The sequence below is a fragment of the Shimwellia blattae DSM 4481 = NBRC 105725 genome (assembly GCF_000262305.1).
GTDB lineage: Bacteria > Pseudomonadota > Gammaproteobacteria > Enterobacterales > Enterobacteriaceae > Shimwellia > Shimwellia blattae.
Map to the genome: position 1 here is coordinate 1,855,405 of NC_017910.1, position 25,342 is coordinate 1,880,746.

21 protein-coding genes and 6 pseudogenes are annotated in these 25,342 nt (G+C 58.2%); 17 read left to right on the forward strand and 10 right to left on the reverse strand.

From position 1 onward, the window contains the following. Positions 1-6: 6 nt before the first annotated feature. On the reverse strand, positions 7-1,578 hold the full coding sequence (nhaB, locus tag EBL_RS08615; protein WP_002443933.1) for a sodium/proton antiporter NhaB: 1,572 nt from the start codon (positions 1,576-1,578) through the stop codon (positions 7-9). A gap of 223 nt (positions 1,579-1,801) precedes the next feature. Here nhaB and fadR point away from each other — a divergent pair, with 223 nt between their 5' ends. Then, a complete protein-coding gene (gene fadR, locus EBL_RS08620; RefSeq protein WP_002443931.1) occupies positions 1,802-2,521 on the forward strand; it encodes a fatty acid metabolism transcriptional regulator FadR in 720 nt (239 codons plus the stop codon). Positions 2,522-2,593: 72 nt separating this feature from the next. On the opposite strand, the gene EBL_RS08625 is transcribed toward fadR, so the two are convergent. After that, the gene (locus EBL_RS08625) at positions 2,594-4,129 is read right to left on the reverse strand and encodes a SpoVR family protein (RefSeq protein ID WP_002443929.1); all 1,536 of its coding nucleotides are present in this window, start codon (positions 4,127-4,129) and stop codon (positions 2,594-2,596) included. A 322-nt stretch (positions 4,130-4,451) separates the two neighbouring features. On the opposite strand from EBL_RS08625, the gene EBL_RS08630 reads away from it, so the two are divergent. The 3 genes and pseudogenes from EBL_RS08630 to EBL_RS20975 all read left to right on the forward strand — a co-directional run. Beyond that, positions 4,452-5,768: a D-amino acid dehydrogenase gene (locus EBL_RS08630; protein WP_002443928.1), complete on the forward strand. Its 1,317-nt coding sequence runs from the start codon at positions 4,452-4,454 to the stop codon at positions 5,766-5,768. Then, positions 5,765-6,838: a catabolic alanine racemase DadX gene (dadX, locus tag EBL_RS08635; protein ID WP_002443926.1), complete on the forward strand. Its 1,074-nt coding sequence runs from the start codon at positions 5,765-5,767 to the stop codon at positions 6,836-6,838. Before EBL_RS08630 ends, dadX begins: the two co-directional genes overlap by 4 nt. Then, positions 6,796-6,924 (forward strand): annotated as a pseudogene (locus tag EBL_RS20975) (hypothetical protein); the annotation flags it as partial. The gene dadX and the pseudogene EBL_RS20975, both read left to right, overlap by 43 nt. Here EBL_RS20975 and EBL_RS08640 read toward each other — a convergent pair. Further along, positions 6,862-8,583, reverse strand: a pseudogene (locus EBL_RS08640) (potassium/proton antiporter); the annotation flags it as partial. The pseudogenes EBL_RS20975 and EBL_RS08640 sit on opposite strands and share 63 nt — an antisense overlap. Before the next feature lie 75 nt (positions 8,584-8,658). Then, positions 8,659-9,573: a muramoyltetrapeptide carboxypeptidase gene (gene ldcA, locus EBL_RS08645; RefSeq protein WP_002443922.1), complete on the reverse strand. Its 915-nt coding sequence runs from the start codon at positions 9,571-9,573 to the stop codon at positions 8,659-8,661. 110 nt (positions 9,574-9,683) lie between these two features. On the opposite strand from ldcA, the gene emtA reads away from it, so the two are divergent. Both emtA and EBL_RS08655 read left to right on the forward strand, forming a co-directional pair. After that, positions 9,684-10,295: a membrane-bound lytic murein transglycosylase EmtA gene (emtA, locus tag EBL_RS08650; RefSeq protein WP_002443920.1), complete on the forward strand. Its 612-nt coding sequence runs from the start codon at positions 9,684-9,686 to the stop codon at positions 10,293-10,295. 232 nt (positions 10,296-10,527) lie between these two features. Continuing rightward, positions 10,528-10,779, forward strand: a complete 252-nt coding sequence (locus EBL_RS08655; protein WP_002443918.1) for a GlsB/YeaQ/YmgE family stress response membrane protein — start codon at positions 10,528-10,530, stop codon at positions 10,777-10,779. A gap of 225 nt (positions 10,780-11,004) precedes the next feature. Here the strand turns inward: EBL_RS08655 and EBL_RS08660 are convergent, their stop codons facing one another. From EBL_RS08660 to EBL_RS20550, 4 genes and pseudogenes are all read right to left on the reverse strand, one after another. Beyond that, complete coding sequence (locus EBL_RS08660) at positions 11,005-11,721, reverse strand: YebC/PmpR family DNA-binding transcriptional regulator (protein WP_002443916.1); 717 nt, start codon at positions 11,719-11,721, stop codon at positions 11,005-11,007. 326 nt (positions 11,722-12,047) lie between these two features. Further along, positions 12,048-12,539: a DMT family transporter gene (locus EBL_RS08665; RefSeq protein WP_002443913.1), complete on the reverse strand. Its 492-nt coding sequence runs from the start codon at positions 12,537-12,539 to the stop codon at positions 12,048-12,050. Between the two features lie 9 nt (positions 12,540-12,548). Continuing rightward, positions 12,549-13,048, reverse strand: a pseudogene (locus EBL_RS08670) (DMT family transporter). Positions 13,049-13,210: 162 nt separating this feature from the next. Next, a pseudogene (locus EBL_RS20550) lies at positions 13,211-13,318 on the reverse strand (AraC family transcriptional regulator); the annotation flags it as partial. Here EBL_RS20550 and EBL_RS08675 point away from each other — a divergent pair. Both EBL_RS08675 and EBL_RS08680 read left to right on the forward strand, forming a co-directional pair. Next, positions 13,319-13,591: pseudogene (locus EBL_RS08675) on the forward strand (alpha/beta hydrolase); the annotation flags it as partial. A 242-nt stretch (positions 13,592-13,833) separates the two neighbouring features. Next, positions 13,834-14,483, forward strand: a pseudogene (locus tag EBL_RS08680) (IS3 family transposase); the annotation flags it as partial. Positions 14,484-14,897: 414 nt separating this feature from the next. Here the strand turns inward: EBL_RS08680 and treA are convergent. After that, a complete protein-coding gene (gene treA, locus EBL_RS08685) occupies positions 14,898-16,565 on the reverse strand; it encodes an alpha,alpha-trehalase TreA (protein WP_002443892.1) in 1,668 nt (555 codons plus the stop codon). A gap of 336 nt (positions 16,566-16,901) precedes the next feature. Between treA and EBL_RS08690 the strand changes: the two genes are divergently transcribed. Genes EBL_RS08690 through EBL_RS08705 form a run of 4 tightly spaced genes read left to right on the forward strand, consistent with a single transcriptional unit; the run spans position 16,902 to position 19,840 of the window. Continuing rightward, a complete protein-coding gene (locus tag EBL_RS08690) occupies positions 16,902-17,360 on the forward strand; it encodes an Ail/Lom family outer membrane beta-barrel protein (protein WP_002443890.1) in 459 nt (152 codons plus the stop codon). A gap of 26 nt (positions 17,361-17,386) precedes the next feature. Beyond that, positions 17,387-18,214: a fimbria/pilus outer membrane usher protein gene (locus EBL_RS08695; RefSeq protein WP_232002154.1), complete on the forward strand. Its 828-nt coding sequence runs from the start codon at positions 17,387-17,389 to the stop codon at positions 18,212-18,214. Between the two features lie 33 nt (positions 18,215-18,247). After that, positions 18,248-19,282 (forward strand): fimbrial protein, encoded by a 1,035-nt coding sequence (locus tag EBL_RS08700; protein WP_002443886.1) that lies wholly within the window; start codon positions 18,248-18,250, stop codon positions 19,280-19,282. Between the two features lie 9 nt (positions 19,283-19,291). After that, positions 19,292-19,840, forward strand: coding sequence for a fimbrial protein (locus EBL_RS08705; protein ID WP_002443884.1), 549 nt, complete (start codon positions 19,292-19,294; stop codon positions 19,838-19,840). A gap of 7 nt (positions 19,841-19,847) precedes the next feature. On the opposite strand, the gene EBL_RS08710 is transcribed toward EBL_RS08705, so the two are convergent. Beyond that, on the reverse strand, positions 19,848-20,684 hold the full coding sequence (locus EBL_RS08710; RefSeq protein WP_002443882.1) for an IclR family transcriptional regulator domain-containing protein: 837 nt from the start codon (positions 20,682-20,684) through the stop codon (positions 19,848-19,850). Positions 20,685-20,904: 220 nt separating this feature from the next. On the opposite strand from EBL_RS08710, the gene EBL_RS08715 reads away from it, so the two are divergent. The 5 genes from EBL_RS08715 to EBL_RS08735 are packed head-to-tail and all read left to right on the forward strand — an operon-like array spanning position 20,905 to position 25,341. Next, positions 20,905-21,591 (forward strand): 3-oxoacid CoA-transferase subunit A, encoded by a 687-nt coding sequence (locus tag EBL_RS08715; RefSeq protein WP_002443880.1) that lies wholly within the window; start codon positions 20,905-20,907, stop codon positions 21,589-21,591. A gap of 9 nt (positions 21,592-21,600) precedes the next feature. Beyond that, a complete protein-coding gene (locus EBL_RS08720; protein WP_002443879.1) occupies positions 21,601-22,275 on the forward strand; it encodes a 3-oxoacid CoA-transferase subunit B in 675 nt (224 codons plus the stop codon). Continuing rightward, positions 22,253-23,458, forward strand: a complete 1,206-nt coding sequence (pcaF, locus tag EBL_RS08725; protein ID WP_002443876.1) for a 3-oxoadipyl-CoA thiolase — start codon at positions 22,253-22,255, stop codon at positions 23,456-23,458. Before EBL_RS08720 ends, pcaF begins: the two co-directional genes overlap by 23 nt. Positions 23,459-23,465: 7 nt before the next feature. Then, positions 23,466-24,242 (forward strand): 3-oxoadipate enol-lactonase, encoded by a 777-nt coding sequence (pcaD, locus tag EBL_RS08730; RefSeq protein WP_002443874.1) that lies wholly within the window; start codon positions 23,466-23,468, stop codon positions 24,240-24,242. Next, positions 24,229-25,341 (forward strand): muconate cycloisomerase family protein, encoded by a 1,113-nt coding sequence (locus EBL_RS08735; RefSeq protein ID WP_002443872.1) that lies wholly within the window; start codon positions 24,229-24,231, stop codon positions 25,339-25,341. The genes pcaD and EBL_RS08735 overlap by 14 nt, the downstream gene beginning before the upstream one ends. Position 25,342 lies beyond the last annotated feature (1 nt).

Consider the following 25,342-nt stretch of genomic DNA (forward strand, 5'->3'; position numbering starts at 1 on the left):
CAGTAATTACCGGGTGATCCCCTCAATCGGGTGGTTGATAAGCCAGCCCTGAGCGTCCATCCAGTGGGTGGCGGGGATAAGCGTAAACTCCACACACAGCAGCCCCACCAGGGTAAGCACAATGGTATAAGGCAGCGCCATCCACACCATGCGCCCGTAGGACAACCGGATCAGCGGCGCCAGCGCGGAGGTGAGCAAAAACAGAAACGCCGCCTGGCCGTTCGGGGTCGCCACGGAGGGCAGGTTGGTGCCGGTATTGGTGGCGACTGCCAGCATTTCAAACTGCCCCAGGGAGAGGGTGCCCTGCTCCAGGGCGTGGCGCGCCTCATTGATATACACGGTGCCGACAAAGACATTATCGGAAATCGACGACAGCAGGCCGTTAAACAGATAAAACAGCGACAGCTGGGAGTGGGGGCTGGCGTTCAGCACAAAGTGGATCACCGGAGAGAACAGCTGCTGGTCGATAATCACCGCAACGACCGAGAAAAACACCGTCAGCAGGGCGGTAAAGGGCAGCGACTCGGTAAAGGCTTTGCCGATGGTGTGCTCATCCGTCACCCCGCACAGGGAGGTGGCGAGGATAATCACCGTCAGACCAATCAGCCCCACTTCGGCCAGGTGCAGGGCAAGGGCGATAACCAGCCAGATGGCGATAACCCCCTGAACTGCCAGTTTGACATTATCCTGACGGGTGCGCTTCGCGCTGGCGCGCTGATCATAGCGGCGCAGGATCACCTGTACCCGCCTGGGCAGTGTGGCCCCGTAGCCAAAGGATTTGGTGCGCTCCAGCAGCACACAGGTGATAAGCCCGCAAACAAAGACCGGGATCGTCACCGGCATCATACGCAGGAAGAACTCCCCAAAATGCCAGTTAGCCGCCTTGGCGATAATCAGGTTCTGGGGCTCCCCGACCATAGTCATCACCCCGCCCAGGGCCGTACCGACCCCGGCGTGCATCATCAGGCTGCGTAAAAAGGCGCGAAACTGTTCGAGGATCTCTTTATTGTTCTGGCGGATGTGGGAGTCATCCAGAATATCGTTCTGCCCGTCTGCGCCAGGGGCTGACACCACCTGATGGTAAATACCATAGAACCCCAGCGCCACGCTGATGATAACCGCCACCACGGTGAGCGCATCCAGAAAGGCGGACAAAAACGCCGCCGCCAGGCAGAAGGCCAGAGAAAGCAGGGTTTTTGAGCGGATCCCCAGCAGCAGCTTGGTAAAGATAAACAGCAGCAGCTGCTTCATAAAGAAGATACCCGCCACCATAAAGATCAGCAGCAGCAGCACTTCCAGGTTGCTGGCAATCTCGGTGCGGATGTGTTCCGCGCTGGTCATGCCGATAAATACCGCCTCAATCGCCAGCAGGCCGCCGGGAAGGAGCGGATAGCATTTCAGCGCCATCGCCAGGGTGAAAATAAACTCCGCCACCAGCAGCCAGCCGGCGAGAAAGGGGCTGACAAAGAAAAAGACCAGCGGATTGACCACCAGGAAAATCAGCAGTGTCAGTTTATACCAGTCCGGTGACTGGCCCAGAAAGTTGCGATACAGCGCACGACCCGTTGAAATATCCATATGTTTTTTGCTTCTTTCATCACATTTTAGTAATCCGACACAACCTTGCAGCATACGGGAGGCGAGGGGGATAGGCAAGTGGTTAAAAATCAGCCAGTTCGGACACCCGGGTAGTGAAAACACTATGGGGATCTCGTTTTTGGCCCGGGCGGCGCTATCTGCTTACCGGGCTCTCTGGTATGATGAGTGAATTTTTCAGAAAACAGGTTTACGGAAGCGGTCTATGGTGATTAAGGCGCAAAGCCCTGCGGGTTTCGCTGAAGAGTACATAATTGAAAGTATCTGGAATAATCGTTTCCCACCGGGAACGATTCTGCCGGCGGAACGTGAACTTTCTGAACTTATTGGCGTAACAAGAACGACCCTGCGCGAAGTGTTACAGCGCCTCGCCCGGGACGGCTGGCTGACCATTCAGCACGGCAAACCGACCAAAGTGAATAATTTCTGGGAAACCTCCGGGCTGAATATTCTGGAGACCCTGGCGCGCCTTGATCACGACAGCGTACCGCAGCTGATTGATAATCTGCTCTCGGTGCGGACCAATATCGCCACTATCTTTATTCGCACTGCCTTTCGCCAGCACCCGGACAAAGCCGGGGAAGTGCTGGCTATGGCCCGGGAAATTGAAGACCACGCAGACGCCTTTGCCGAGCTGGACTACAACATTTTCCGCGGCCTGGCGTTTGCCTCCGGCAACCCCATATACGGGCTTATCCTCAACGGCATGAAAGGGCTGTACACCCGGATCGGGCGCAACTATTTCGCCAACCCGGAAGCGCGCAGCCTGGCGCTGGGCTTCTACCACCGGCTGGCGAAACTGTGTGCAGACGGGCTCTATGATCAGGTTTATGAAGTGGTGCGCTGCTATGGCCGCGATAGCGGCGAGATCTGGCACCGGATGCAGAAAACCCTGACCGGGGATCTGGCGCCGCGCCAGGCCTGATATCGGCAATGCCAAAGAGACGGCCCCTGAACGGGGCCGTTTGTTTTTGCAGGTGACGGTGTCTGTGCCAGGCTACAGGTTATTCATGCGCGGCGGGCAGCGCTCCAGCAGCTCGATACTGCCGTCCTCATTTTGCTGCTCAAGGATCACATCAAACCCCCACAGCCGGTGAACATGCTTAAGCACCTCCCGGCAGCCTTTATCCAGCGGGGCGCGGTTATGGGGGATATAACGCAGGGTCAGCCCCCGGTCACCGCGTAAATTCACATTCCACACCTGAATATTCGGCTCCAGATTGCTCAGATTGTACTGGGCGGAAAGCTGGTTGCGGATCTCCCGGTAGCCGTCCTCATTATGGATGGCGGAAATCTCCAGATAATTATGGCGATCGTCATCCAGCACCGTGAAGAAGCGGAAATCACGCATCAGTTTGGGCGACAAAAACTGGCTGATAAAGCTCTCGTCTTTAAAGTCACGCATCGCGAAGTGCAGGGTATCCAGCCAGTCTTTCCCGGCAATATCCGGGAACCAGTAGCGATCCTCCTCCGTCGGGGTCTGGCAGATGCGCTTAATATCCTGGAACATGGCAAACCCGAGGGCGTAGGGGTTGATTCCGCTGTACCAGGGGCTGTTATAGGGGGGCTGGTAGACCACATTGGTATGGCTGTGGAGGAACTCCAGCATAAAGCGGTCGGTCACTTTCCCTTCGTCATACAGGTGGTTGAGAATGGTGTAGTGCCAGAAGGTGGCCCAGCCTTCGTTCATCACCTGGGTCTGTTTCTGCGGGTAAAAATACTGGCTGACCTTGCGCACAATACGCAGGATCTCCCGCTGCCAGGGCTCCAGCAGCGGGGCGTTCTTCTCCATAAAATAGAGCAGGTTCTCCTGGGGCTCAGACGGGAAGCGGTGATGGGTCTCGGCCAGCTTCTCCTCTTCGCGGCGCGGCAGGGTGCGCCACAGCATATTGACCTGGCTTTGCAGATACTCTTCGCGGCTTTTCTGGCGCGCGGTCTCCTCCTGCAGGGAGATCTTCTGCGGGCGTTTATAGCGGTCCACCCCGTAGTTCATCAGCGCGTGGCAGGAGTCCAGCAGCCGCTCGACCTCATCAACCCCGTAGCGCTCTTCACAGTCGGTAATGTATTTGCGGGCAAACAGCAGGTAATCGACAATCGAGCTGGCGTCTGTCCAGCTGCGGAACAGGTAGTTATTTTTAAAAAATGAGTTATGCCCGTAGCAGGCGTGGGCCATGACCAGGGCCTGCATGGTGATGGTGTTCTCCTCCATCAGGTAGGCGATACAGGGGCTGGAGTTAATCACGATTTCATAGGCCAGGCCCTGCTGGCCGTGTTTGTACTGCCGCTCGGTTTCGATAAATTTCTTACCGAACGACCAGTGAGGGTAATTAATAGGCATACCCACGCTGGAATAGGCGTCCATCATCTGTTCGGAGGTGATAACCTCAATCTGGTGCGGGTAAGTGTCCAGCCGGTAGAGCCGGGCCACCCGGTCAATTTCTGCCAGGTAGGTATCCAGCAAATCGAACGTCCAGTCCGGTCCGTCACTCAGACGTTTACTCTCCCTGATTGCCCAGTCAGTTTCGGTAGCCATCAGCGCGCCCTCATTGTTGTTGGCCCTCTCTTTGTGGAGAGCCTCATACCAAGCATAGAACAGCTGTTATAAATCATGCCGCTGAGTAAAAAAATTTCCCCGGAGTTAGCTGCGCAAAAACGCGGGATTTAAGCCACCTGGCAGAATTTTTTTCCGGAAGTTATTTACCCGGAGCACAAGGTGCTGTTTTCGCTGAAAACCCGCAATAACAGCCCTTTGTGAGAGCTATCACCATAATAAACTTGTATGTTGAATAATATTTTCTTCTAGGTTATCAATTTGTAATCAGTTGATTATTCTTTTGCTTAACCGGAGCGCGAATATGCGAGTGGTGGTCTTGGGAAGTGGAGTGGTCGGTGTCACCAGCGCCTGGTATTTACGCCAGGCAGGCCATGAGGTTACGGTCATCGAACGGGAAGCGGGGCCCGCGCTGGAAACCAGCGCCGCCAACGCCGGGCAGATCTCGCCGGGGTACGCGGCCCCCTGGGCGGCACCGGGGATCCCCCTTAAAGCCATTAAGTGGATGTTCCAGCGCCATGCGCCCCTGGCTATCCGCCTGGACGGCAGCGGCTTCCAGCTCCGCTGGATGTGGCAGATGCTGCGCAACTGCGACACCCGCCACTACCAGCAGAACAAAGCCCGCATGGTGCGCCTGGCCGAATACAGCCGGGACTGCCTGAAAACCCTGCGCGACACCACCGGCATTCAGTATGAAGGCCGCCAGGGGGGCACCCTGCAACTGTTTCGCACGGCGCAGCAGTTTGAAAATGCCGCCCGGGATATTGACGTCCTGAAAGAGGCGGGGGTGCCTTACCAGTTGCTGGAGGCCAGCGCCCTGGGCCAGGTCGAGCCTGCCCTGGCTCAGGTGGCCGGTAAACTGACCGGCGGCCTGCGCCTGCCAAATGATGAAACCGGCGACTGCCAGCTCTTTACCCGCAATCTGGCCCATATGGCAGAGCAGGCGGGGGTCACCTTCCGCTTTAATACCGCCGTGAGCGAGCTGCTGCACGACGGCCAGACCATTACCGGGGTGCGCTGCGGCGGTGAGGTTATCCGCGCCGATGCCTACGTGATGGCCTTTGGCTCCTGGTCTACCGGGCTGCTGCACGGGCTGGTGGATATTCCGGTCTACCCCCTGAAAGGCTATTCGCTGACGATCCCGATAACGGATCCGCAAGGGGCGCCGGTCTCCACCGTGCTGGATGAAACCTATAAAATCGCCATTACCCGCTTTGATCAGCGGATCCGGGTGGGGGGCATGGCGGAAATTGTCGGCTTTAACCGGGAGCTGCTGGCCAGACGCCGGGAGACCCTGGAGATGGTGGTCCGGGATCTGTACCCCCGGGGGGGCGATATCAGCCAGGCCACCTTCTGGACCGGCCTGCGCCCCATGACACCAGACGGCACGCCGATTATCGGGCGCACCCCGCTGAAAAACCTGTGGCTCAACACCGGCCACGGCACCCTGGGCTGGACCATGGCCTGCGGCTCCGGCCAGTTGCTCAGCGATCTGGTCTCCGGCAGAACCCCGGCTATCCAGTCTGACGATCTGGCGGTGGCCCGCTACCTGCCCGGATTCTCCCCGGGCCACACCCATCGCCTGCATGGCGCCATGGCAGACCGGAGCACACCATTATGACGCGCCCGGTAACGGCAGAGCTGGATCTGGCGGCCCTGCGTAATAATCTGCAGGTGGTGCGCCGGGTGGCAGCGAAATCGCGGGTCTGGTCCGTGGTCAAGGCGGACGCCTACGGGCACAGCCTGGCCCATGTCTGGCAGGCCATGAGCGCCACCGACGGCTTTGCACTGCTGGAGCTGGAAAAAGCAATACTGCTGCGCGACGGGGGCTGGAAAGGGCCGGTACTGATGCTGGAAGGGTTTTTCAGTGCCGACGAGCTGCCGCTCTTTGACCAGTACCGGCTGACCACCAGCGTACACAGCAACTGGCAACTGAAAGCGCTGGCGCAGGCCCGGCTGCGGGCCCCGCTGGATATCTACCTGAAAATCAACAGCGGCATGAACCGGCTGGGCTTTCCCCCCGGGCAGGCGGCGGCTGTTTACCAGCAGCTACGCGGCATGGCGAATGTCGGGCAGATAACCCTGATGGCCCACTTTGCCGACGCGGACCAGCCTGAGGGCATCAGCGACGCGCTGGTTAATATTGAGCAGGCGGCCCGGGGGCTGGATCTTCCCCGTTCCCTGGCGAACTCTGCCGCCACCCTGTGGCACCCGCAGACCCGGCACCAGTGGGTGCGCCCGGGGATTATTCTGTATGGTGCCTCTCCGGGGGGCGACTGGCAGGATATTGCCGGTAGCGGCCTGCAACCGGTCATGTCGCTGCGCAGCGAGATTATCGGCATTCAGAACCTGAAACCCGGCGACAGGGTAGGATACGGCAGCCGTTTTCAGGCAGACCGGGAGATGCGCATTGGCATTGTGGCGGCAGGCTACGCAGACGGCTACCCGCGCACCGCGCCAGACGGCACCCCGGTGGCCGTGGCGGGGGTTACCACCGGCACCGTGGGCATGATTTCAATGGATATGCTGGCGGTGGATCTGACCCCCTGCCCACAGGCGGGGATCGGCAGCCCGGTAGAGCTGTGGGGGCCACAGATAAAAATCGACACAGTCGCCCGGGCCGCCGGCACCATCGGCTATGAGCTGATGTGTGCCAGAGCGCCCCGGGTGGCGCTGGTTATCAAACACTGAGCGTGCCGGAGAGGCTAGAGATCGTCCTCTCCGGCAACCCGCAGCCCGACCTTGCGCACCAGGTTGTCCTCTTTTTCCGCCACGGTCCACACCATCCCTTCAAACACCAGCTGATCGCCAACAACCGGCGTACCGCCCAGCTGCTCCATCAGCATTTCGCCAAGGGTCGGGGGCAGATTGTCGTGGTGGCTGAGATCCAGCCCGTAAATCACCGCCAGATCGCTGAGCCGGGCATCCGCCTCAAGGATAAAATCACCAAAGAAGCGGTGGTCCAGAGCCACGGGCGGTGTCTGGCTGAACAGCTTGCCCAGCACCGGCAGATCCCGCTCATGGCCGATAACACAAAGCACGTCGTTTTCCCGCAGCCGGGTGCTGCCGCTGGGGTGCAGCAGCTCGTTGCCGCGAAACAGCGCCGCGATACGGGTCTGGGCGGGCATCTGCAGATCGCGCAGGGCCGCCCCTACGCACCATTTGTCGGCACTGAGCTGGTAGACAAACTGCTCCCAGTCCCCTTTGCTGTTCACATCAATCCCCACCCGGGATATGGGGTGCCCCATCGGGGGGATCACCACTTTGGCTTTACCGGCCGCCCAGCTCAGAGAGGTGCCCTGTAACAGCAGGGAGACCAGCACCACAAAGAAGGCCACATTAAAGAACAGGCGGGCGTTTTCCAGCCCGGCCATCATCGGGAAGACGGCAAGAATAATCGGCACCGCGCCGCGCAGCCCCACCCAGCTGATAAAAATACGCTCCCGGGAGGTGAAATTACGAAACGGCAGCAGACCTATCAGCACCGATACCGGGCGGGCAAAGAAGATCATCCACAGGGAGAGCAGCAGCGCCGGGATGGCAATCGGCAGCAGATCCGAGGGGTTCACCAGCAGCCCCAGCACCAGGAACATGCCTATCTGGGCCATCCAGGCCATACCGTCGAAGGTTTGCAAAATACCGTGTCGGTTGCGCACCGGGCGGTTGCCCAGCAGAAAACCGCACAGGTAGACGGCCAGGATCCCGCTGCCGTCCAGGGCGGTGGTGACCGCAAACACCAGGATGCCGCCGCTCAGCGCCAGCAGCGGGTAGAGCCCGGTGGGCAGGGTGATGCGGTTAACCATTTGCTGGATTATCCAGCCCCCGGCCAGCCCCAGGGCGATCCCCAGCCCGAACTGGCGCACAATATCGCCAATAAACGACCAGCTGAGGCTCGTTTCATGGTGCTGGATCATCGCAATCAGGGTGATGGTGAGAAACACCGCCATCGGATCATTACTGCCGGATTCTATCTCCAGCGTGGAGCTGACGCGCTCGTTAAGCCCCTTGCCGCCCAGCAGGGAGAAGACTGCCGCCGCATCCGTTGAGCCGACGATCGCGCCTATCAGCATGCCTTCAATCAGGTTAAGGTTAAACAGCCAGGCGGCGGCCATCCCGGTCAGCCCGGAGGTGATAAGCACCCCGAGGGTTGCCAGTGAAAGGGCCGGGCCCAGGGCCACTTTAAAGGAGCTGGCCTGGGTGCGCATACCGCCATCCAGCAGGATCACCGCCAGCGCCAGGTTACTGATCAGGTAAGCAAACGGGTAGTTATCAAAGGGAATACCGCCCACCCCGTCCACCCCGGCCAGCATCCCGATGGCGAGGAAGATAAACAGAATGGGGATCCCCAGGCGGGAAGAAAATGAACTTAGCAGAATGCTAAAAGTCACCAGTACCGAACCCAAAATAAAAAGATTAATAATCGTCCCGGTGTCCAACGTTGTGGTTCTCCTGCAAATAGGGTTCAGCAAATAACGCACCACCGGCATCCCGGCCCGTGGTGCTAAAGGGTTCTACGCCCCGATAACCGGATGGCCGGACACCGTCAGACTGGCCCGGGCTCCGGTGTGACGAAGCACACCCCGGGCGCCGAAAGGCAGCGTGATGGTTTCCGGTTCATGACCAAAAGGTAATCCACTGATTACTGGGATATTGAGGCGCGCGCTTACTGTCTCACACATAACGTTAAAATTGTAGCCGTCATCGTAATCAGAAAGCGTATTACCGCTAAAACTTCCCAGAATAATCGCATTCTGACACTTGAGTACCCCGGCGTAATGCAGCTGGAGCAATAAACGCTCGATCCGGAACGGGTGCTCATTCACATCCTCGATAACCAGAATGCCGTTTTCTATCTGCGGGAACCAGGGGGTGCCCAGCAGGGAGACCAGCATCGCCAGGTTGCCGCCCCACAGGGTGCCCCGGGTTTCCCCCGCAATGCCCGGGGTGGCCCAGTCGAAGGTAAACTCCGGCTCGTGCAGGGCACGCCAGAAGTGCCACAGGGTGAAGTCGCTGAGCTTTTCGGCGCCAAAATTGGCTGAGAGCATCGGCCCGGTCCAGGTGATGGCGCCGGTGGTCGCCAGCAGTGCGCACTGAATGGCGGTAAAATCGCTGTGCCCGCACAGGGCCAGCGGGTGGCGGGCTATGCGCGCGGCAATGGCCGGATAGTCTATCTGATCCAGCAGGCGGCTGGCCCCATAACCGCCGCGCACCGCCAGGGCAATATCAACCGTTTCCGGCAGCCCGGCAAGCTGGTTGATGTCGGCCAGGCGCTGGGCATCGCTACCGGCAAAGCGCTGAAAACGGCGCGCGACCACCGCCTGATTTAACACCGTATGCCCGGCTTCGGTTAAACGCTGAATACCACGGGCGGCTGCCGCCTGCTGAACACAATAGCCGGAAGGGGCGATCAGATGAATGGAAGACATGGATAATTCCTGCTGACTTACAAAAAGAATTCGTTATCATGCCGCTTACGTTTACGGTTGTCATCCACCAGCATGGAGGGGCAATGGCTGCTCTGGAGAGGGATCGGGTTGTGAAATTCAGATGGTTTATTATTCTGGCGTTATTTCTGGCGGGCTGTGCGGGGAAACCAGACCGCACCCAGGCACCCTGGGATCCGGCTAAACCGACACAGCGTGCCCTGCGCTGGCTGCCCATCAGCCAGCAGGCGGGCCAGGCCTGGGGGGTGAGCCCACGGCTGATCACCGCCATTATTGCCGTGGAATCCGGCGGGAACCCGAATCTGGTCAGCAAATCTAACGCCGTGGGGCTGATGCAGATCAAAGCCTCCACCGCAGGCAAAGATGTCTGGCGCCATATGGGGTGGCGCGGCCAGCCCAGTAACAGCGAGCTGAAAAACCCGCAGCGGAATATCTCCACCGGTACGGCGTACCTGAGCATCCTTGAGCACGGTATTCTTTCCGGCATTAAGGATCCGCAAACCATGCAATATGCGCTGATCATCTCCTACGCCAACGGCGCCGGGGCTTTACTGCGCACCTTCTCTTCAAACCGTAAACGCGCCATCGAGAAAATAAACGGCATGTCGCCGGAAGAGTTCAGGGAATATATCGCGGACAATCACCCGGCGGCCCAGGCCCCGCGCTACCTGTGGAAAGTGACCCGGGCGATGGACGAAATTTAACCGTTATTATGGCGAAATATTCCGCTCTGGCGCTATTTTCACCCGCCAGAGTGGATAAAAAAAACGCGTAGCGGTCAGAAAATCCTGAAAATAGCTGCCTTTAGCGCACACCGGTGAGAGAGATCTCATTTTTGGCGTATAGTACCTATACTTAAGCCACTGGGACGTTTGTTGGCGTCACCGGCAGTTGCCTGGTGTATTTGTGGCTGGAAATAAATAAGAGGTGTTATAAATGGGTGTTATTTCCTGGATCATTTTTGGTCTTATCGCAGGTATTCTCGCCAAATGGATTATGCCTGGTAAAGACGGCGGCGGCTTCTTTATGACCGTGATTCTCGGTATTGTCGGGGCGATCCTCGGTGGCTGGCTGTCGAAAGTGATTGGTTTTGGTGATGGTATCAGCGGTTTCAACATGCCCAGCTTTATCGCGGCGGTTGTGGGCTCGATTGTTGTGCTGTTCATCTTCCGTCTGATCCGCAAATAAGTACGGTACAGGTTGCTTAAAAACGGCCCCATGAAAATGGGGCCGTTTTTCTTTTCCCGGCCGGGTATGCATTATACCGGATAGTGCAGTTGCACGCGGTGGGGCAGGCGAGGGCGGGATACCGTGCTTGCGAAAGCTGCGAGTTGCACTCAATAAGCACGGTCAGCAGAAGCGAAATGATAAGGTTAAAAATCTGCCATAACGGCAGATTCTTTTAACCGGTAATCAGAGGTTCGCAACGTTATGATATACCCGCTGGACATCATCATCATCTTCAAGGGCATCAACAAGGCCTTCAAAGATTTCTAAATCTTCTGGTGACAGCTCAACTTCAGACTGAGCAATCAGCTCTAATTCTGTGGTGGTGAATTCAGTAATTCCGGCCGCTTTCAGCGCGTCAATACCTTTGTGAAGGTCGGTAGACTCAGTATAAATAATGATATTTCCGTCTTCTTCGGTAACATCACGAACATCAACTTCCGCATCAAGCAGAATTTCAAAAATACGGTCAGGGTCGGTCCCTTTAAATACAATTACGCCGGTGTTGTCAAACATATAGCTGACTGCACCTGCCGCGCCGATATTTCCGCCTTTTTTATTGAAAATGGTGCGGACATTAGCAATCGTGCGGTTAACATTTGATGTCAGGGTTTCAGCAATAATCATTGAACCACTTGGGCCGAAGCCTTCATAACGGCCCTGCACGAAGGTTTCATCGCCGCCGCCTTTGGCTTTATCAATCGCTTTATCAATAACATGCTTGGGAACCTGAGCCTGTTTCGCACGTTCAATAACGAATTTTAACGTGGAGTTTGATTCCGGATCCGGTTCACCCTGTTTCGCTGCGGCATAGATTTCCACACCGAATTTTGCATATATTTTAGACGTTGCACCGTCTTTAGCCGTTTTTTTAGCAACGATATTGGCCCATTTACGTCCCACTGGAATGCTCTCCTCGAAAATTTATCTGGATTACTGGCAGGGCAATAACCTGCGCGTTTTTTCTGTCACATTATATCATGATATGTAAATTTTCGTCTATGAGAATTAAAAATACCCCGGCCTTACGGAGTGTCACGTTAATTTTACTAATAGTTAATATTGTGGGTAAATTATTTCTGAATTTTTCTGAAGGCTGGTTTTTATTATTAATAATGAGGAATGGCAGTAATAATAAATAAAATGTTCAGATTTTCTTCCGGCGGGGGAGGAAGTACCGGAACCGTGTCCGGTACTCCTCAAGGCGTGGTCATCAGGGCGGGGGGAACTTATTCGTTCGCGGCTGCATGTTGCAGGGGCTTTTTCGCCACAGTGGTTTTAGATTTGCTGCTGGAGTAAATGAAGAAAAGCGCTATCCCCAGGCAGACGATGGCGCCGAGTCGACTTACCGAAAACGAAATGGACGCATTACCCAGCCAGCCGAAGTTATCGATTAACATGCTCATGGTCAGCTGACCAAAAATGACGGCGACCGTGGCAACAGCGGCACCAATGCGCTGTACGGCCAGCACCATAATGACGATATAGGGCACGCCAAACACGGCGCCCAGCAGTTGCCATTTGGGCACGTCCAGTAGGGTCAGGGCGTGTTTGGGTTCGAAGAAGAAGATCAGCAGCCCCGTGACCAGAGCGCCAGTCGAAAACGTCAGGAATGCGCTTTTAAATACGCCGACTTTGCTGCCCAGCTGGCCGTTGATGGCCGCCTGGATACTCAGCATGGAACCGCCGACAACGGCGAGAAGAATCATAAGAATAGTCATAATGTTACCTTATCCCTGTGCAACCATAACAAGCGCTGCAATGATAAAAATCAGCGCGATGATGCGTTTGTTGTCAATTTTTCTGTGTGGCGTACCGAGCAGGCCGAAGTGGTCAATGATCAGGCTTTTGAAGACCTGGCCTGCCAGGATGCCGATCATGGTCATGGCGATGCCGATTGAGGGTACTGCCACGGTCAGGATGATGACGTAAATCGGCCCAAGCACACCCCGAGGAGCTGCCAGGAGGGCTGCGCAAAGAATGACGGGCTGTTACGCGGGCTGAAAAACAGCATCAGCAGGAAGGTCAGCCCCGCACCCACACCAAATACGCTGAAGGTGGCCCACAGATCGCCGACTTGCCCGCCCAGAGGCCCGAGCAATCCTGCCTCTACGGACAGCCCCATGCCTCCGGCAATGACGATAAAAATCAGTATTAGTTGCATAGCAATTATTCTCCAGTTGTCCAGGCAGAGGAGATTACGCCCCAACAAGTGTGAGAAAAATGCCATAATCCCGGAAACACCTGTGCAGAATTTGCATTAATGAATGGGCCCCGGAATATCCGTATCTGCGCCCTTCGGATGTATATCGACGTTTATAAAGCACAGAATTTCTCTGCTGTGGCTTGCTCTTGCCTTACCGGCAGAGTAATGACGGTAAGGCAGGCAGCCTCAGGGCTTAGCGGCTGACTTTCTCAAAACAGCGATATCTTTTTTAGGCGAAGCACCAAACATCCGCGAATATTCCCGGCTGAAATGGGACAGGTTTTCGTAACCGACCCAGGAAATTCATGGTCCGTGACAACGCCGATGTCTTTTATGAATTTCCCGCTGATGACTTACATTAAGGAGATTTCCCCGCGTCCGATCCTGTTCATTCATGGCGAAAAAGCGCATTCGCTTTACTTCTCCAGAACGGCATATGAAGCGGCAAATCAGCCTAAAGAGCTTCTGATTGTTAAAGATGCCACACATGTAGATTTGTATGATCGCATGGATAAAATCCCGTTCTATAACATCACGGCATTTTTCAACAAATACCTTAGCAAATAAGCCATAACACCGCCTGGCATTCTCAAATGCTGTGGCTGGCCGGGGAGGGGCTTTCCCGGCCAGCCAGTAAATCAGGAATCTTCAGGCTGTGCAGCCCACCATTATGGCTAATCATAACAGGGAAAAAGTCAGCCGCTGGCACAAGGCGGGCAAGCTAACAAACAAGGGCAGAAGGTCCGCTGTGAGCGAGGAGCGGACATTTACATATTTGTTCCAGTGGCCAAATTTAGTGCGCCACTACATTCCAGGTGCTTCGCCGACAGGGCCATGCCTGGAATCATAAGCGTGTGCACCGTATTTATTGCCAGATGGGGCTGAATTTCAGACGGCGGGAAAAGCGGCGTCTGCCAGCCCGAAATCCTTCGCCATTACGTGTACCGCAGGTACTGAATCAGAGCTGGTCCATCGATTTTATGCACGACGCCCTGACCTGTGGCAGACGGTTCCGGACGTTTAATGTGGTGGATGATTTTAACCGCGAAGCCCTGGCCATTGAAATCGATCTGAATATCCCGGCGCAGCGGGTGGTCCGGGTACTGGACAGGATTGTCGCCAGACGGGGATACCCTATGAAACTCAGGATGGACAACGGACCAGAACTGGTATCAGTCACACTGGCTCAGTGGGCGGAGGAGCACCATGTTGAACTGGAATTTATCCGCCCGGGAAAACCGACTGAAAACGCGTTCATAGAGCGTTTTAACCGGACATACCGGACTGAAATACTGGACTTTTACCTGTTCAGGACACTGAATGAAGTAAGGGAAATAACAGAGCGCTGGCTGACGGAATATAACTGCGAGCGCCCGCATGAATCCCTGAATAACCTGACGCCGGAAGAATACCGGCTGACGGCTGAAACCCGGAAATCTCAAAAAGTGCGTGGAACTAAAACGGGTATGCTTACACTACCTTGAATTTCTCTACAATCTCATTGAGCCTCTATGTGAGCAGGGAATCTTGTTCACACGCCGGATATTTTTTTAGTCTTAATATTCCAAAATACGTTAAGAGTCAACTCACTAAACATACAATCTTTTCGCTGAATCCGGGTTAAAAAGCTGGCTCCATTGATTTGCAAACAGTGCTGTAGGTAACATCCGCTTCTGGCACTCAGCGAGCTTTCGTGACTTCAGCCATTAACCCAGCCCGCCAGTGTCAGACCCGGTACTCGCGCAAACTCCCGCGTATTTCTGGTCACCGGCACAGCACCCGGGGTAATTTGTGTTATGCGGGTCGGTGGCGGCGAAGCCTGTCTGTATCCGAAACAGGGCGCCCTTCGTCTGGCGCCCTTTATCACTGGCAGCTACTGGCTGCTGGCCGTGGCTGGCCGGGGGGCGTTATCGCAGGGCTTCTCCCGGCCACACAGCAAATCCAGAATCTTCAGGGTGACACCGTTACTCCAGCCAAAGCCGTCCTGGAGCGGGTATTCGCCGCCGCCACCGCCGGTGCCGGTTGAGGAGACATCATACTTCTCAACCAGCTTCTGCTGGCGGTCAAAAGTGTGCTGCACATTGGTCACAAAGCGCAGGGCCACCTCCCGGGCCAGGGGCTGCTGCTGGTAGTTATTCAGCCCCTCAATCGCCACCCACTGTAGCGGCGCCCAGCCGTTTGGCGCATCCCACTGCTGGCCGCTGGCAACCAGCGTGGTGGCAAGCCCCCCGGGCTGCAACAGATGCGCTTTCACCGCAATCCCGGTTTTGGCCGCCCGATCGCTGGCGGCTGCCTTCACATACAGCGGGAACAGGGCCGCCGCCGTAAGCTGATCGCGTACATGCTGCTTTTGCAGATCATAATCCCCATACCAGCCGCGCTTGTCATTCCACAGGTACTTCTCCATAGCGAGCTGGCGATCGCGGGCCAGGGTTTCATAACGCCCGGCAGCGGCGTTATCGCCCGCCGCCTGGCTCGCCGCCGCAAGGGTCTTTTCCATCTGGTAGAGCAGGGCATTGAGATCCACCGGCACAATTCGGGTGGTGCGGATACTGCCGAGCTTGTGCGGATCATCCATCCAGCGGGAGCTGAAATCCCAGCCGGAGGCCGCCGCCGCGCGCAGATCCCGGTACACCTCTGCCGCCGGTCGCTCCGGGGCGCTCCGGGCGGTGTGGATATCTTCACGCCAGGACTCCGGGCGCGGGGTGTCTTTATCATCCCAGTAGCGGTTAAGAAGCTCGCCCCCCTTCATACGCACCACCCGGGCGCTGGCCTCCCCGGGTTTAAGCTGTTCGCTGCCCGCCATCCAGTAGCGGTACTCTTTTTCCAGCTGGGGCAGATAGCGGGCGAGGGTGGCGGAATCGTCACCGGCCAGCAGCTCCACCATCAGCGGGAAAAACGGCGGCTGAGAGCGGCTGAGGTAATAGCTGCGGTTACCGTTGGGAATATGGCCCCAGGTGTCTATCTCACTGGCAAAGTTATCCACCATATTTTCTACCCGATCCCGGTGGCCGCTCTCTGCCAGCCCGAGCATGGTGAAGTAGCTGTCCCAGTAATAGATCTCCCGAAAGCGCCCGCCAGGCACCACATAGGGCCGGGGAAGGGGGAGCAGCGAATCCCAGGGGCGGGCCTGCGGGGTTTCGCGCGTCAGCACCGGCCACAGGTTATCAATATGCTCGCGCAGGGATTCCCCCTGGGGAGGCACATATCTGGCCCCCTCTTTGGGGAGGATAAAATTCACCTGCACAAAATGGCCCAGATCAAAACCGGACTGCTTCTGCTGCATCCGGTAGTCGGCAAGGATCATCTGCGGGTCGCTGCGCGGCACCGCATCCACAAAGGTTTTCTGATCCGCAAACAGCCCGGCAGACTGCACCGCCGTAAACAGCGGGCCGAAGAGCTCATCCGGGGAGCGGGGGTTTTCAGGGGTTGCGGCGTAAAGGGGGGTCAGCAGGGGGCTGAAAAACAGCCCCGCCACCGCCAGGCGCACTGCGGCGGCGGTAAGGCTCGGGCGTTTATGGGGTCGTGCTGGTGTTATCATAGGCGCTCCTTCAGGGGCCCGGGGCGGGCCAGAACCGGATTATCAGCAAAATATAGTCGCGGATCGCCGGTTAAGCCGGAAGAAAATGCCATTTACGGGCCCGGAATAATCCGGCTCCGCGTAGAGTGTGAAGCAGACAACGCTTTACCCGGAAATACTTTCCTGATTATTCCTTAAGTTCACCCTGAAATTTACCGTTGGTTAATTTACCTGAAAAAAGCCGGATGAAAAGATACGCATATTGCCCGGGGTAATGCGCTATTTATCTGTGCGCGTTTATTCCGGCCGATACTGTGCTTCAGATTATTTCCGTTATTTTATTACAAGGACAATTAAATGAATAAAGTCATTCTGGCAATGATTGCCGGGCTGGTTATTAGTGCCCCCCCGGCCGGGGCGGAAAATCATACCCTCTCTGCCGGGTATGCCCAGGGCAGCGTTAAAGGCTATAAAAATGTCCGTGGCGCAAATTTCCAGTACCGCTATGAATTTGACTATCCGCTCAGTCTATTAACTTCGGTCACCTATATGCGGGCCGATGACAGTAGCTATGATCGCCTGCTCAGCAATTACGCCTCAGTAAAAACAGACGCTAAATATATGTCCTGGCAAGTGGGCCCGGCGCTGCGCCTTCATGAGTATGTCTCTGCCTACGGGCTGCTGGGGGTGTCGCGCTTTAAGGCCACCGGGCACAACGCCTGGGGTAATAGCGCCAGCGGGTATCAGGTCAGTAACCGGTATCGCGAGCAGTCCACCTCTCTTGCCTGCGCGAGCGGGACCGCTCCCTCTCGCTGACTCTCTCACTGCCCCTGGGCCAGTGGCTGAGCGGGGGCGGGAAGGCGGCGGATATCACCGCCACCACGCCGCCGGTTTACGGGGTCTACACCAGCACCACCGATACCCACGGCAGGCTGCGCCAGCAGGCGGGGGTCAGCGGCTCGCTGCTGGAGGATAACAGCCTGGGCTACAGCGTGCAGCAGGGCTATGGCAACCGGGGGGATGGCGCTAACGGCAGTGTCAGCCTGAGCTACCAGGGGGGCTATGCCAACAGCAATATGGGCTACAACTACAGCCGTGGCGCCCGGCAGCTTAACTACGGGCTCAGCGGTGGCATTGTGATTCACGAAGAGGGGCTCACCTTAAGCCAGCCCCTGAGCGACACCAACGTGCTGATCGCCGCCCCCGGCACCCGCCACGCCCGGGTAGAGAACACCACCGGCGTGCGCACCGATCGCAAAGGCTACACGGTGCTGCCCTATGCCACCACCTACCGCCAGAACCGCATAGCCCTGGACGTGAACAGCCTGGATAACGCCACGGAAATTGACGATCCGGTCACCCGGGTGGTGCCCACCAAAGGGGCCCTGGTGAAGGCGCAGTTTACGGTGCAGCGCGGGGCAAGGGCGATGATCACCCTGCAACAGTACAACGGCAGGCCGGTGCCCTTCGGGGCGATGGTCACCCGCGCTAACGCCGGTAGCGGCATTGTGAATGAGTCCGGCCAAGTGTACCTCTCCGGCCTTGAGGGGGCGGGGGCGTTAACGGTGATGTGGGGCACCGCCCCGGATCAGCAGTGCACGGTGCGCTACCGCCTGCCCGCCGGGGCGGAGCAGAAACCCATTAATCATATTAAAGCGGCCTGCCAGTAGGGCGCGGGCGTTATACGGTCAACGGAATTGCTTATGACACTTAAATTACTTATCAGAACCGCTGCCTTTGTGCTCACCGGGCTGGCCACTACCAGCACCCTGGCCGACTGCTATTACAGAACGCGGGGCGGCACATATAACTATGAGTACGATATTTCCACGCCCCTACAGGGTATTTATAACAGCGCCGGAAAGATTGCCGGGCCGCTTAATAAATCGGCTCCGGGTTCATACCGGGGGACATGTGACTGCCCGGTAATTAATGGGCCCAGGGCTGCGTCAGTCTGGCTGGAGAGCCCGCTACCGGTCTATGCCACGGTGGGGGGAGAAACCTACTATAAGATCAATGAGTATCTGGGCGTGGCGATGGGGACCACCGACTTGAATGGGCGGATCTATTATGCGCCAGCGCGATATCAGGACCGTGCAGAGGCTCCTCCTTTCACATGTCTGCTTTCCCTGAGCCACACCTATGAAACAACAAGGGCAGGGGCAAATATGAGGCTGAAACTTTATGTTATCCGCCCCTTTATCGGTGAAGTGATTATTCCGCGTACCCTGGTGGCGAATTATTTTATCAACACGACCCGCGGTGGTGGTAAGCCGGCGACCCCTCTGGTCCGCATGTATGCCCGGGGCAGCGTATCGGTGCCCCAGTCCTGTGAAATTAACGCCGGGCAAATTATTACCGTGGATTTCGGCAATATCGCTACCGGTAACTTTGGCACCGCCGGCAGCAAAGCCCGCGGGGTGAACCCCATCACCCGTAATGTTTCCGTCTCCTGCAAGGGGGTGGAGGAGCGGGCAAACCTGGCGCTGCGCCTCCAGGCCGGGAGCGTCAGCGGGAATGCTATCGTCTCCGACAATAAAGACGTGGGCTTTATGCTCACCGACAGCGCCGACCGGCCCATCACCCCTAATGATGTCAACAGCGGGATCCGCTTTTTGTTAGACGGCCTCGGGAAAAGTAATGTGCCGGTAAGAATTTATCCGGTCAGCGTAACGGGTAATCCACCTGCTGAAGGGCGGGTATCTTCGGTAGGGTACTTACTGGCGGATTTTGACTGAGGAACAGAGATGGGCACAATATGCAATACTCATGCGGCCCGGGGGCTGCTTGCTGCGGCGCTATTACTGGGCACCAGCACTACCGCCAGTGGGGCAGAACTGGCGCGGATTAATATTCGTATTGGCGCGAATCTGGTGGCCAACACCTGTGCCGTTAGCAATGTTTCTCAGAATATGACGGTAAATCTGGGAGAGTGGGCGGCGAAGCAATTTCTGGTGACGAAGACCAGCCAGCCAGTTCGTTTCATTGTTCAGCTGGAAAATTGCGGCGCGGCTGCCCGGGGGGTAGCGGTAACCTTTAAAGGCGCTACCACTACCCGGGATACTTCTCTGCTGGCGTTAAACCGCGCCAGCACCGCCAGCAATGTGGGGATCGCTATCCTTGATAAAGACCTGCGCCGCCTGACCCCCGGGCAACCCAGCCCCCGCTACCCGATTAATCTGCCATTACCGGCAGGTGGGGTGCCGCTGGTGTTCTACGGCCAGTATGTGGCCACAGGCCCGGTCACCCCGGGCAGCGCCAACAGCGAGGCAACATTCGAATTAAACTACCCCTGATCCCGATCTACAGCAGCAGCGCCAGATCCATAGCCGCTTTTTGCAGGTGGGGCAGGAAGCGCTCGCGCAGCTCGCTGGTGCTGTGCTGGGCGGTATTCACCCCGATATTCATGGCCGCCACCACCCCACGGGTGCGCGCCGAGTGAATCGGCACCGCCAGGGAGCGCAGCCCCAGCTCCAGCTGCTGGTCGTTAATGGCGTAGCCCTGGGCGCGCACCTGTGCAAGCCTGGCGCGCAGCTGCTCCGGGCAGGTGATCGTGTATTCGGTAAAGGGCTCCAGGGTGGTGCGCTGCAGATACGCGCTGAGGGCGGGCTCGCTCAGATCCCCCAGCAGCACCCAGCCCATGGAGGTGGCATAAGCGGGCAGGCGGCTGCCACGGCCCAGATCGACCTTCATAATGCGCTTTTGTGAGGAGCGGGCGATATACAGAATGTTATCCCCGTCGAGGAGCGCCACCGAGCAGGACTCCCCAAGCTGCTTGCTCAGGTAGTCCATGGCGTTCTGGGCTGAGCGGGCCAGCTCTGAGGAGTTCAGATAGGCAAAACCGATGGTCAGCACCCGGGGCAGCAGGCTGAAGTGGCGGCCGTCCGGCGCGTGCACAAAGCCCAGGGCGTTCAGGGTGTAGAGGCAGCGGCGCACCGCCGCCCGGGGAATGCCGGTACTGTGGCTTATCTGGGCGATGGTCATACTGTTGCTGAGCGGGGTAAAGGCCTGGAGCACCTCCAGCCCCCGGGCCAGGGAGGCCATAAAATTCGGGTCCCCCTTAAAACTCTCCCCCACGGGTGCACCAATTTCGTGCAGCCGCTTCAGTTCTTCGTCAACACTAGCCGGTTCATGAATCATATAAATGCCTTATTTATCATTGTGTTTGTGGTTTATCTGCGTCTTTAACGCCCTGTCATCTGCCAAAAGTGCAATTCTTTAACATCCATCACAAATTAATTACAAACCTCGCGAAAAGTTCGATAATCGCACACCAGTTTGATATTCGCCCTTGAGTGCCAGTCTGCACTCTTCTAGTGTGTTTGCACAAGCAGTAGTTGTGACCACGTCAGGGGGAGTAATGATTAATAAGCAGCGTGAATCGCTGGAAGCCGCCGTCGCCGATATTCCGGATGGTGCGGTGATCATGGTGGGAGGCTTTGGCCCGGCGGGGCAGCCTTCCGAGCTGCTGGATGCGCTGATTGCCCGCCAGCTCAGGGGGCTAACGCTTATCAGTAATAACGCCGGTAACGGGGACTATGGCCTGGCGGCACTGCTCAAAGCGGGCTGTGTGCGCAAGGTTATCTGCTCCTTCCCGCGCCAGACAGACTCCTGGGTATTTGATGAGCTGTACCGCAAAGGCGAGATTGAGCTTGAACTGGTGCCCCAGGGGAACCTGGCCGCGCGTATCCAGGCGGGCGGCGCCGGGCTGGGGGCCATTTTTACCCCCACCGGTTACGGCACCTTACTGGCCGAGGGCAAAGAGACCCGCGAAATTAACGGCAAGCAGTATGTGCTGGAGATGCCGCTGCACGCGGACTACGCCCTGATCAAAGCCCTGCGCGGCGATCGCTGGGGCAACCTGGTGTATGACAAAACCGGCCGTAACTTCGGGCCAATCATGGCGACAGCGGCCCGCTGCACCATCGCCCAGGTGAGCCAGATGGTGGCCCCGGGAGAGCTGGATCCGGAAACGGTGATCACCCCCGGGATTTTTGTTCAGCGCCTGGTGGAAGTCTCCGCCGCCCGTTTACCGTTGTCTGCCTGAGGTATCAGCATGAAAAATTTATCGCATCAGGAGCTGGCCCGGCGTATCGCCCGGGATATCCCCGAAGGGGCTTATGTGAATCTGGGTATCGGCCTGCCCACCCAGATAGCCAACTACCTGCCTGCCGACCGGGAGATCTTCCTGCACAGTGAAAACGGCATCCTCGGCATGGGGCCCGCCCCGGCCCCGGGAGAAGAAGATCCGGAACTGATCAACGCCGGGAAACAGCCGGTCACCCTGCTTGCCGGGGGCTGCTATTTCCACCACGGGGACTCTTTCGCCATGATGCGCGGCGGCCACCTGGATATCTGCGTGCTGGGGGCCTACCAGGTGTCTGAGCACGGTGACCTGGCGAACTGGAGCACCGGCGCACCCGGGGCTATCCCGGCCGTGGGCGGGGCGATGGATCTGGCTATCGGTGCCCGCCAGGTATTTGTGATGACCGAACATCTGACCAAAAAAGGCCAGTGCAAAATTGTCCCTGAGTGTACCTACCCGCTGACCGGGATCGGCTGCATCAGCCGCATTTACAGCGATATGGCCGTGATGGACGTTACAAAGCAGGGGCTGGTGGTGCGGGAACTCTTTGGCGATATCACCCCGGAATACCTACAGGAAGTTACCCCTGTAGCCCTCACTTTTGATCTGGAGACGACCGACAATGTCCCATGCCTTTCTGTGTGATGCCCGCCGCACCCCGATTGGGCGGCTGAACGGCAGTTTAGCCACCGTACGCGCCGACGATCTGGCAGCCCTGCCGCTGCGTGATTTACTGGCCCGCTACCCGCACCTTGATCTGGCGGCCATTGACGATGTTATCTACGGCTGCGCCAACCAGGCCGGTGAGGACAACCGCAACGTAGCGCGTATGGCGCTGCTGCTGGCGGGCCTGCCGGTCACGGTGCCCGGCAGCACCCTGAACCGCCTGTGCGGCTCAAGCCTGGATGCGGTGATCACCGCCAGCCGGGCGATTAAAAGCGGCGAAAGCGAGCTGATGATCGCCGGTGGGGTTGAGAGCATGACCCGCGCCCCCTTTGTCATGGGCAAGGCGGAAAGCCCCTGGAGCCGCCAGATGGCCCTGGAAGACACCACCATGGGCTGGCGCTTTATTAACCCGCAAATGCGCGCCCTCTACGGGGTGGAAAGCATGCCCCAGACGGCGGAAAACCTGGCGCAGAAATATGAGATAAGCCGCGAAGATCAGGACGCCTTCGCCCTGCGCAGCCAGCAGCGCACGGCCCGGGCCTGGGATAACGGCTTCTACACCGGGCAGATAACCCCGGTCACCCTGGCGGGCGGGCGCAACCAGCCAGACCGCCTGTTTGATAAAGACGAACACCCCCGCGCCACCACGGCGGAGGCCCTGGCAAAACTGAAACCGGTGGTTAACCCGCAGGGCTCTATTACCGCAGGGAACGCCTCCGGCCTGAACGACGGCGCCTGCGCCCTGTTACTGGCCAGCGAGGGGGCCCTGTCGCGCCACGATCTGCAACCTATGGCGCGGATTGTGGGCGGGGCCGTCTCTGGTCTGGCGCCTACGGTGATGGGCTATGGCCCGGTGGGCGCGGTAGAGAAAGTGCTCCACCAGACCGGGCTGACCCTTGCCCAGATGGATGTTATCGAACTGAATGAAGCCTTCGCCGCCCAGGCCCTGAGCGTGACCCGGGCACTGGGCCTTGCGGACGACGCCGCCCACGTTAACCCCAACGGCGGGGCCATTGCCCTGGGCCACCCGCTGGGTGCCTCCGGCGGGCGGCTGGTGATGAACGCGGCCTGGCAGCTGCGCCAGCAGCAGGGGCGCTACGCCCTGTGCACCATGTGCATTGGCGTGGGCCAGGGCATCGCCCTGATCATTGAGCGGGTGTGAGGCGCAGATGGTCGAATATATCGTTGACGGCCCCGAAGGGGCACCGGTACTGGTGCTGTCGAACTCCCTCGGCACCCGCTGGACCATGTGGAACGGGGTGATCCCGCTGCTGACCCGCCACTTCCGGGTGGTGCGCTACAACACCCGGGGCCACGGGGGCTCGCGCCTGCCGGAGTCCGCCCTGACCCTGGACACCCTGGGCCTGGATGTGGTGGATCTGCTGGATCACCTGGATATCGGCCAGGCCTGCTTTTGCGGGATCTCCCTGGGCGGGCTGACCGGTATGTGGCTGAACCGCTACGCCGGGGCTCGCTTTCACGGCCTGGCGGTCGCCAATACGGCGGCGCGCATCGGCACGGAAGCGGCCTGGCGCACCCGGGCCGCACTGGTGCGTGAGCAGGGCATGGGGGAGATTGTGGCGGGCACGCCGGATCGCTGGTTTTCTGCGGCGTTTATCCGCCAGCAGCCTGCGGTGATCCCGGCTCTGCTGGCCGGGCTGGAGCAGGGCTCCCCCCTGGGATATGCGGCCTGCTGCGAAGTGCTGGCAACTGCTGATCTGCGCCCGCAGGCCCCCCAGATGGCGCGGCCGATGCTGGCTATCGCCGGGGAGCTGGATCCGGTCACCACCGTGGAGGATGCCCGCTGGCTGGCAGACCACGCGCCGGACACCCGGCTGGTGACCTTGCCTGCGTCCCATTTATCGAATGTGGAGTGCCCGGGGCAGTTTGCTCAGGCACTGGTGAGCTTCTTTGCCCGACAGGGAGTGATACATGCTGAATATTGAATCGATCCGCTGCTGGCTGGTGGATATCCCCACCATTCGCCCGCACAAGTTATCCATGGCGACCATGGGCTGCCAGACCCTGACCATTATTGAAATGGTCTGTAATGGCGGGATCTCCGGCTGGGGCGAGGCGACCACCATTGGTGGCTTAAGCTACGGCCCGGAAAGCCCGGAGGGGATCCGCTCCGCTATTGAGACCTATCTGGCCCCGCTGATTTGCGGCAAAACCTTTAGCGGCGTGGAAGCGCTCAGCCGGACCATGAACGCCAGCGTGAAAGGCAACACCTTTGCCAAATCGGCCCTGGAAACCGCGTTTCTTGATGCCCAGGGTAAAGTGCTCGGGGTGCCGGTCAGCACTCTGCTGGGCGGGGCGCTCAGCCAGCGCCTGCCGGTGCTCTGGACCCTGGCAAGCGGCAACACTCAGCAGGATATCGACGAAGGCAAACGCCTGCTGGCGGAAGGCCGCCACAACACCTTTAAGCTCAAGATCGGTGCCGGGCAGTTGCAGGACGACGTGCGCCACGCCATTGCCATTAAGCAGGCCCTGGGCGAGCAGGTGAGTGTGCGGGTGGATGTAAACCAGGCCTGGGATATGACCGCCGCCGTAAAAGGGATCCGCGAGTTGCAGGCCGGGGGCATTGATCTGATTGAGCAGCCGCTGCCCCTGTGGAACCACCGGGATCTGATTGCCCTGAGCCAGCGCTTTGATGTGCCCATGCTGGCAGACGAAAGCGTCGCCACCCTACAGGACAGCTACGCCCTTGCCAGCGGCGGCTTTACCGGTGCCTGGGCGCTGAAAATTGCCAAAGCCGGTGGCCCGGCCCAGGTACTGAAGCTGGCCCATGTGGCCCAGGGGGCGGGGATCAGCTTATATGGCGGCACCATGCTGGAAGGCAGCCTGGGCACGGTGGCATCGCTGCACGCCTGGTCCACCATTGGCTTACAGTGGGGCACCGAGATGTTCGGCCCGCTGTTACTGAAAGATGACATTCTCACCAGCCCGCTGGTATTTACCGATGGCGGCGTAACCCTGCCAGAAGGCCCGGGGCTGGGGGTTGAGATTGACCGCGATAAACTGAACCATTATTCCCGGCAGTGAG

Coding starts and splice junctions, on each gene's coding strand:
- nhaB (WP_002443933.1), bottom strand. CDS start 1,578: ATGGATATTTCAACGGGTCGTGCGCTGTATCGCAACTTTCTGGGCCAG.
- fadR (WP_002443931.1), top strand. CDS start 1,802: ATGGTGATTAAGGCGCAAAGCCCTGCGGGTTTCGCTGAAGAGTACATA.
- EBL_RS08625 (WP_002443929.1), bottom strand. CDS start 4,129: ATGGCTACCGAAACTGACTGGGCAATCAGGGAGAGTAAACGTCTGAGT.
- EBL_RS08630 (WP_002443928.1), top strand. CDS start 4,452: ATGCGAGTGGTGGTCTTGGGAAGTGGAGTGGTCGGTGTCACCAGCGCC.
- dadX (WP_002443926.1), top strand. CDS start 5,765: ATGACGCGCCCGGTAACGGCAGAGCTGGATCTGGCGGCCCTGCGTAAT.
- ldcA (WP_002443922.1), bottom strand. CDS start 9,573: ATGTCTTCCATTCATCTGATCGCCCCTTCCGGCTATTGTGTTCAGCAG.
- EBL_RS08655 (WP_002443918.1), top strand. CDS start 10,528: ATGGGTGTTATTTCCTGGATCATTTTTGGTCTTATCGCAGGTATTCTC.
- EBL_RS08665 (WP_002443913.1), bottom strand. CDS start 12,539: ATGACTATTCTTATGATTCTTCTCGCCGTTGTCGGCGGTTCCATGCTG.
- treA (WP_002443892.1), bottom strand. CDS start 16,565: ATGATAACACCAGCACGACCCCATAAACGCCCGAGCCTTACCGCCGCC.
- EBL_RS08690 (WP_002443890.1), top strand. CDS start 16,902: ATGAATAAAGTCATTCTGGCAATGATTGCCGGGCTGGTTATTAGTGCC.
- EBL_RS08700 (WP_002443886.1), top strand. CDS start 18,248: ATGACACTTAAATTACTTATCAGAACCGCTGCCTTTGTGCTCACCGGG.
- EBL_RS08705 (WP_002443884.1), top strand. CDS start 19,292: ATGGGCACAATATGCAATACTCATGCGGCCCGGGGGCTGCTTGCTGCG.
- EBL_RS08710 (WP_002443882.1), bottom strand. CDS start 20,684: ATGATTCATGAACCGGCTAGTGTTGACGAAGAACTGAAGCGGCTGCAC.
- EBL_RS08715 (WP_002443880.1), top strand. CDS start 20,905: ATGATTAATAAGCAGCGTGAATCGCTGGAAGCCGCCGTCGCCGATATT.
- EBL_RS08720 (WP_002443879.1), top strand. CDS start 21,601: ATGAAAAATTTATCGCATCAGGAGCTGGCCCGGCGTATCGCCCGGGAT.
- pcaF (WP_002443876.1), top strand. CDS start 22,253: ATGTCCCATGCCTTTCTGTGTGATGCCCGCCGCACCCCGATTGGGCGG.
- pcaD (WP_002443874.1), top strand. CDS start 23,466: ATGGTCGAATATATCGTTGACGGCCCCGAAGGGGCACCGGTACTGGTG.
- EBL_RS08735 (WP_002443872.1), top strand. CDS start 24,229: ATGCTGAATATTGAATCGATCCGCTGCTGGCTGGTGGATATCCCCACC.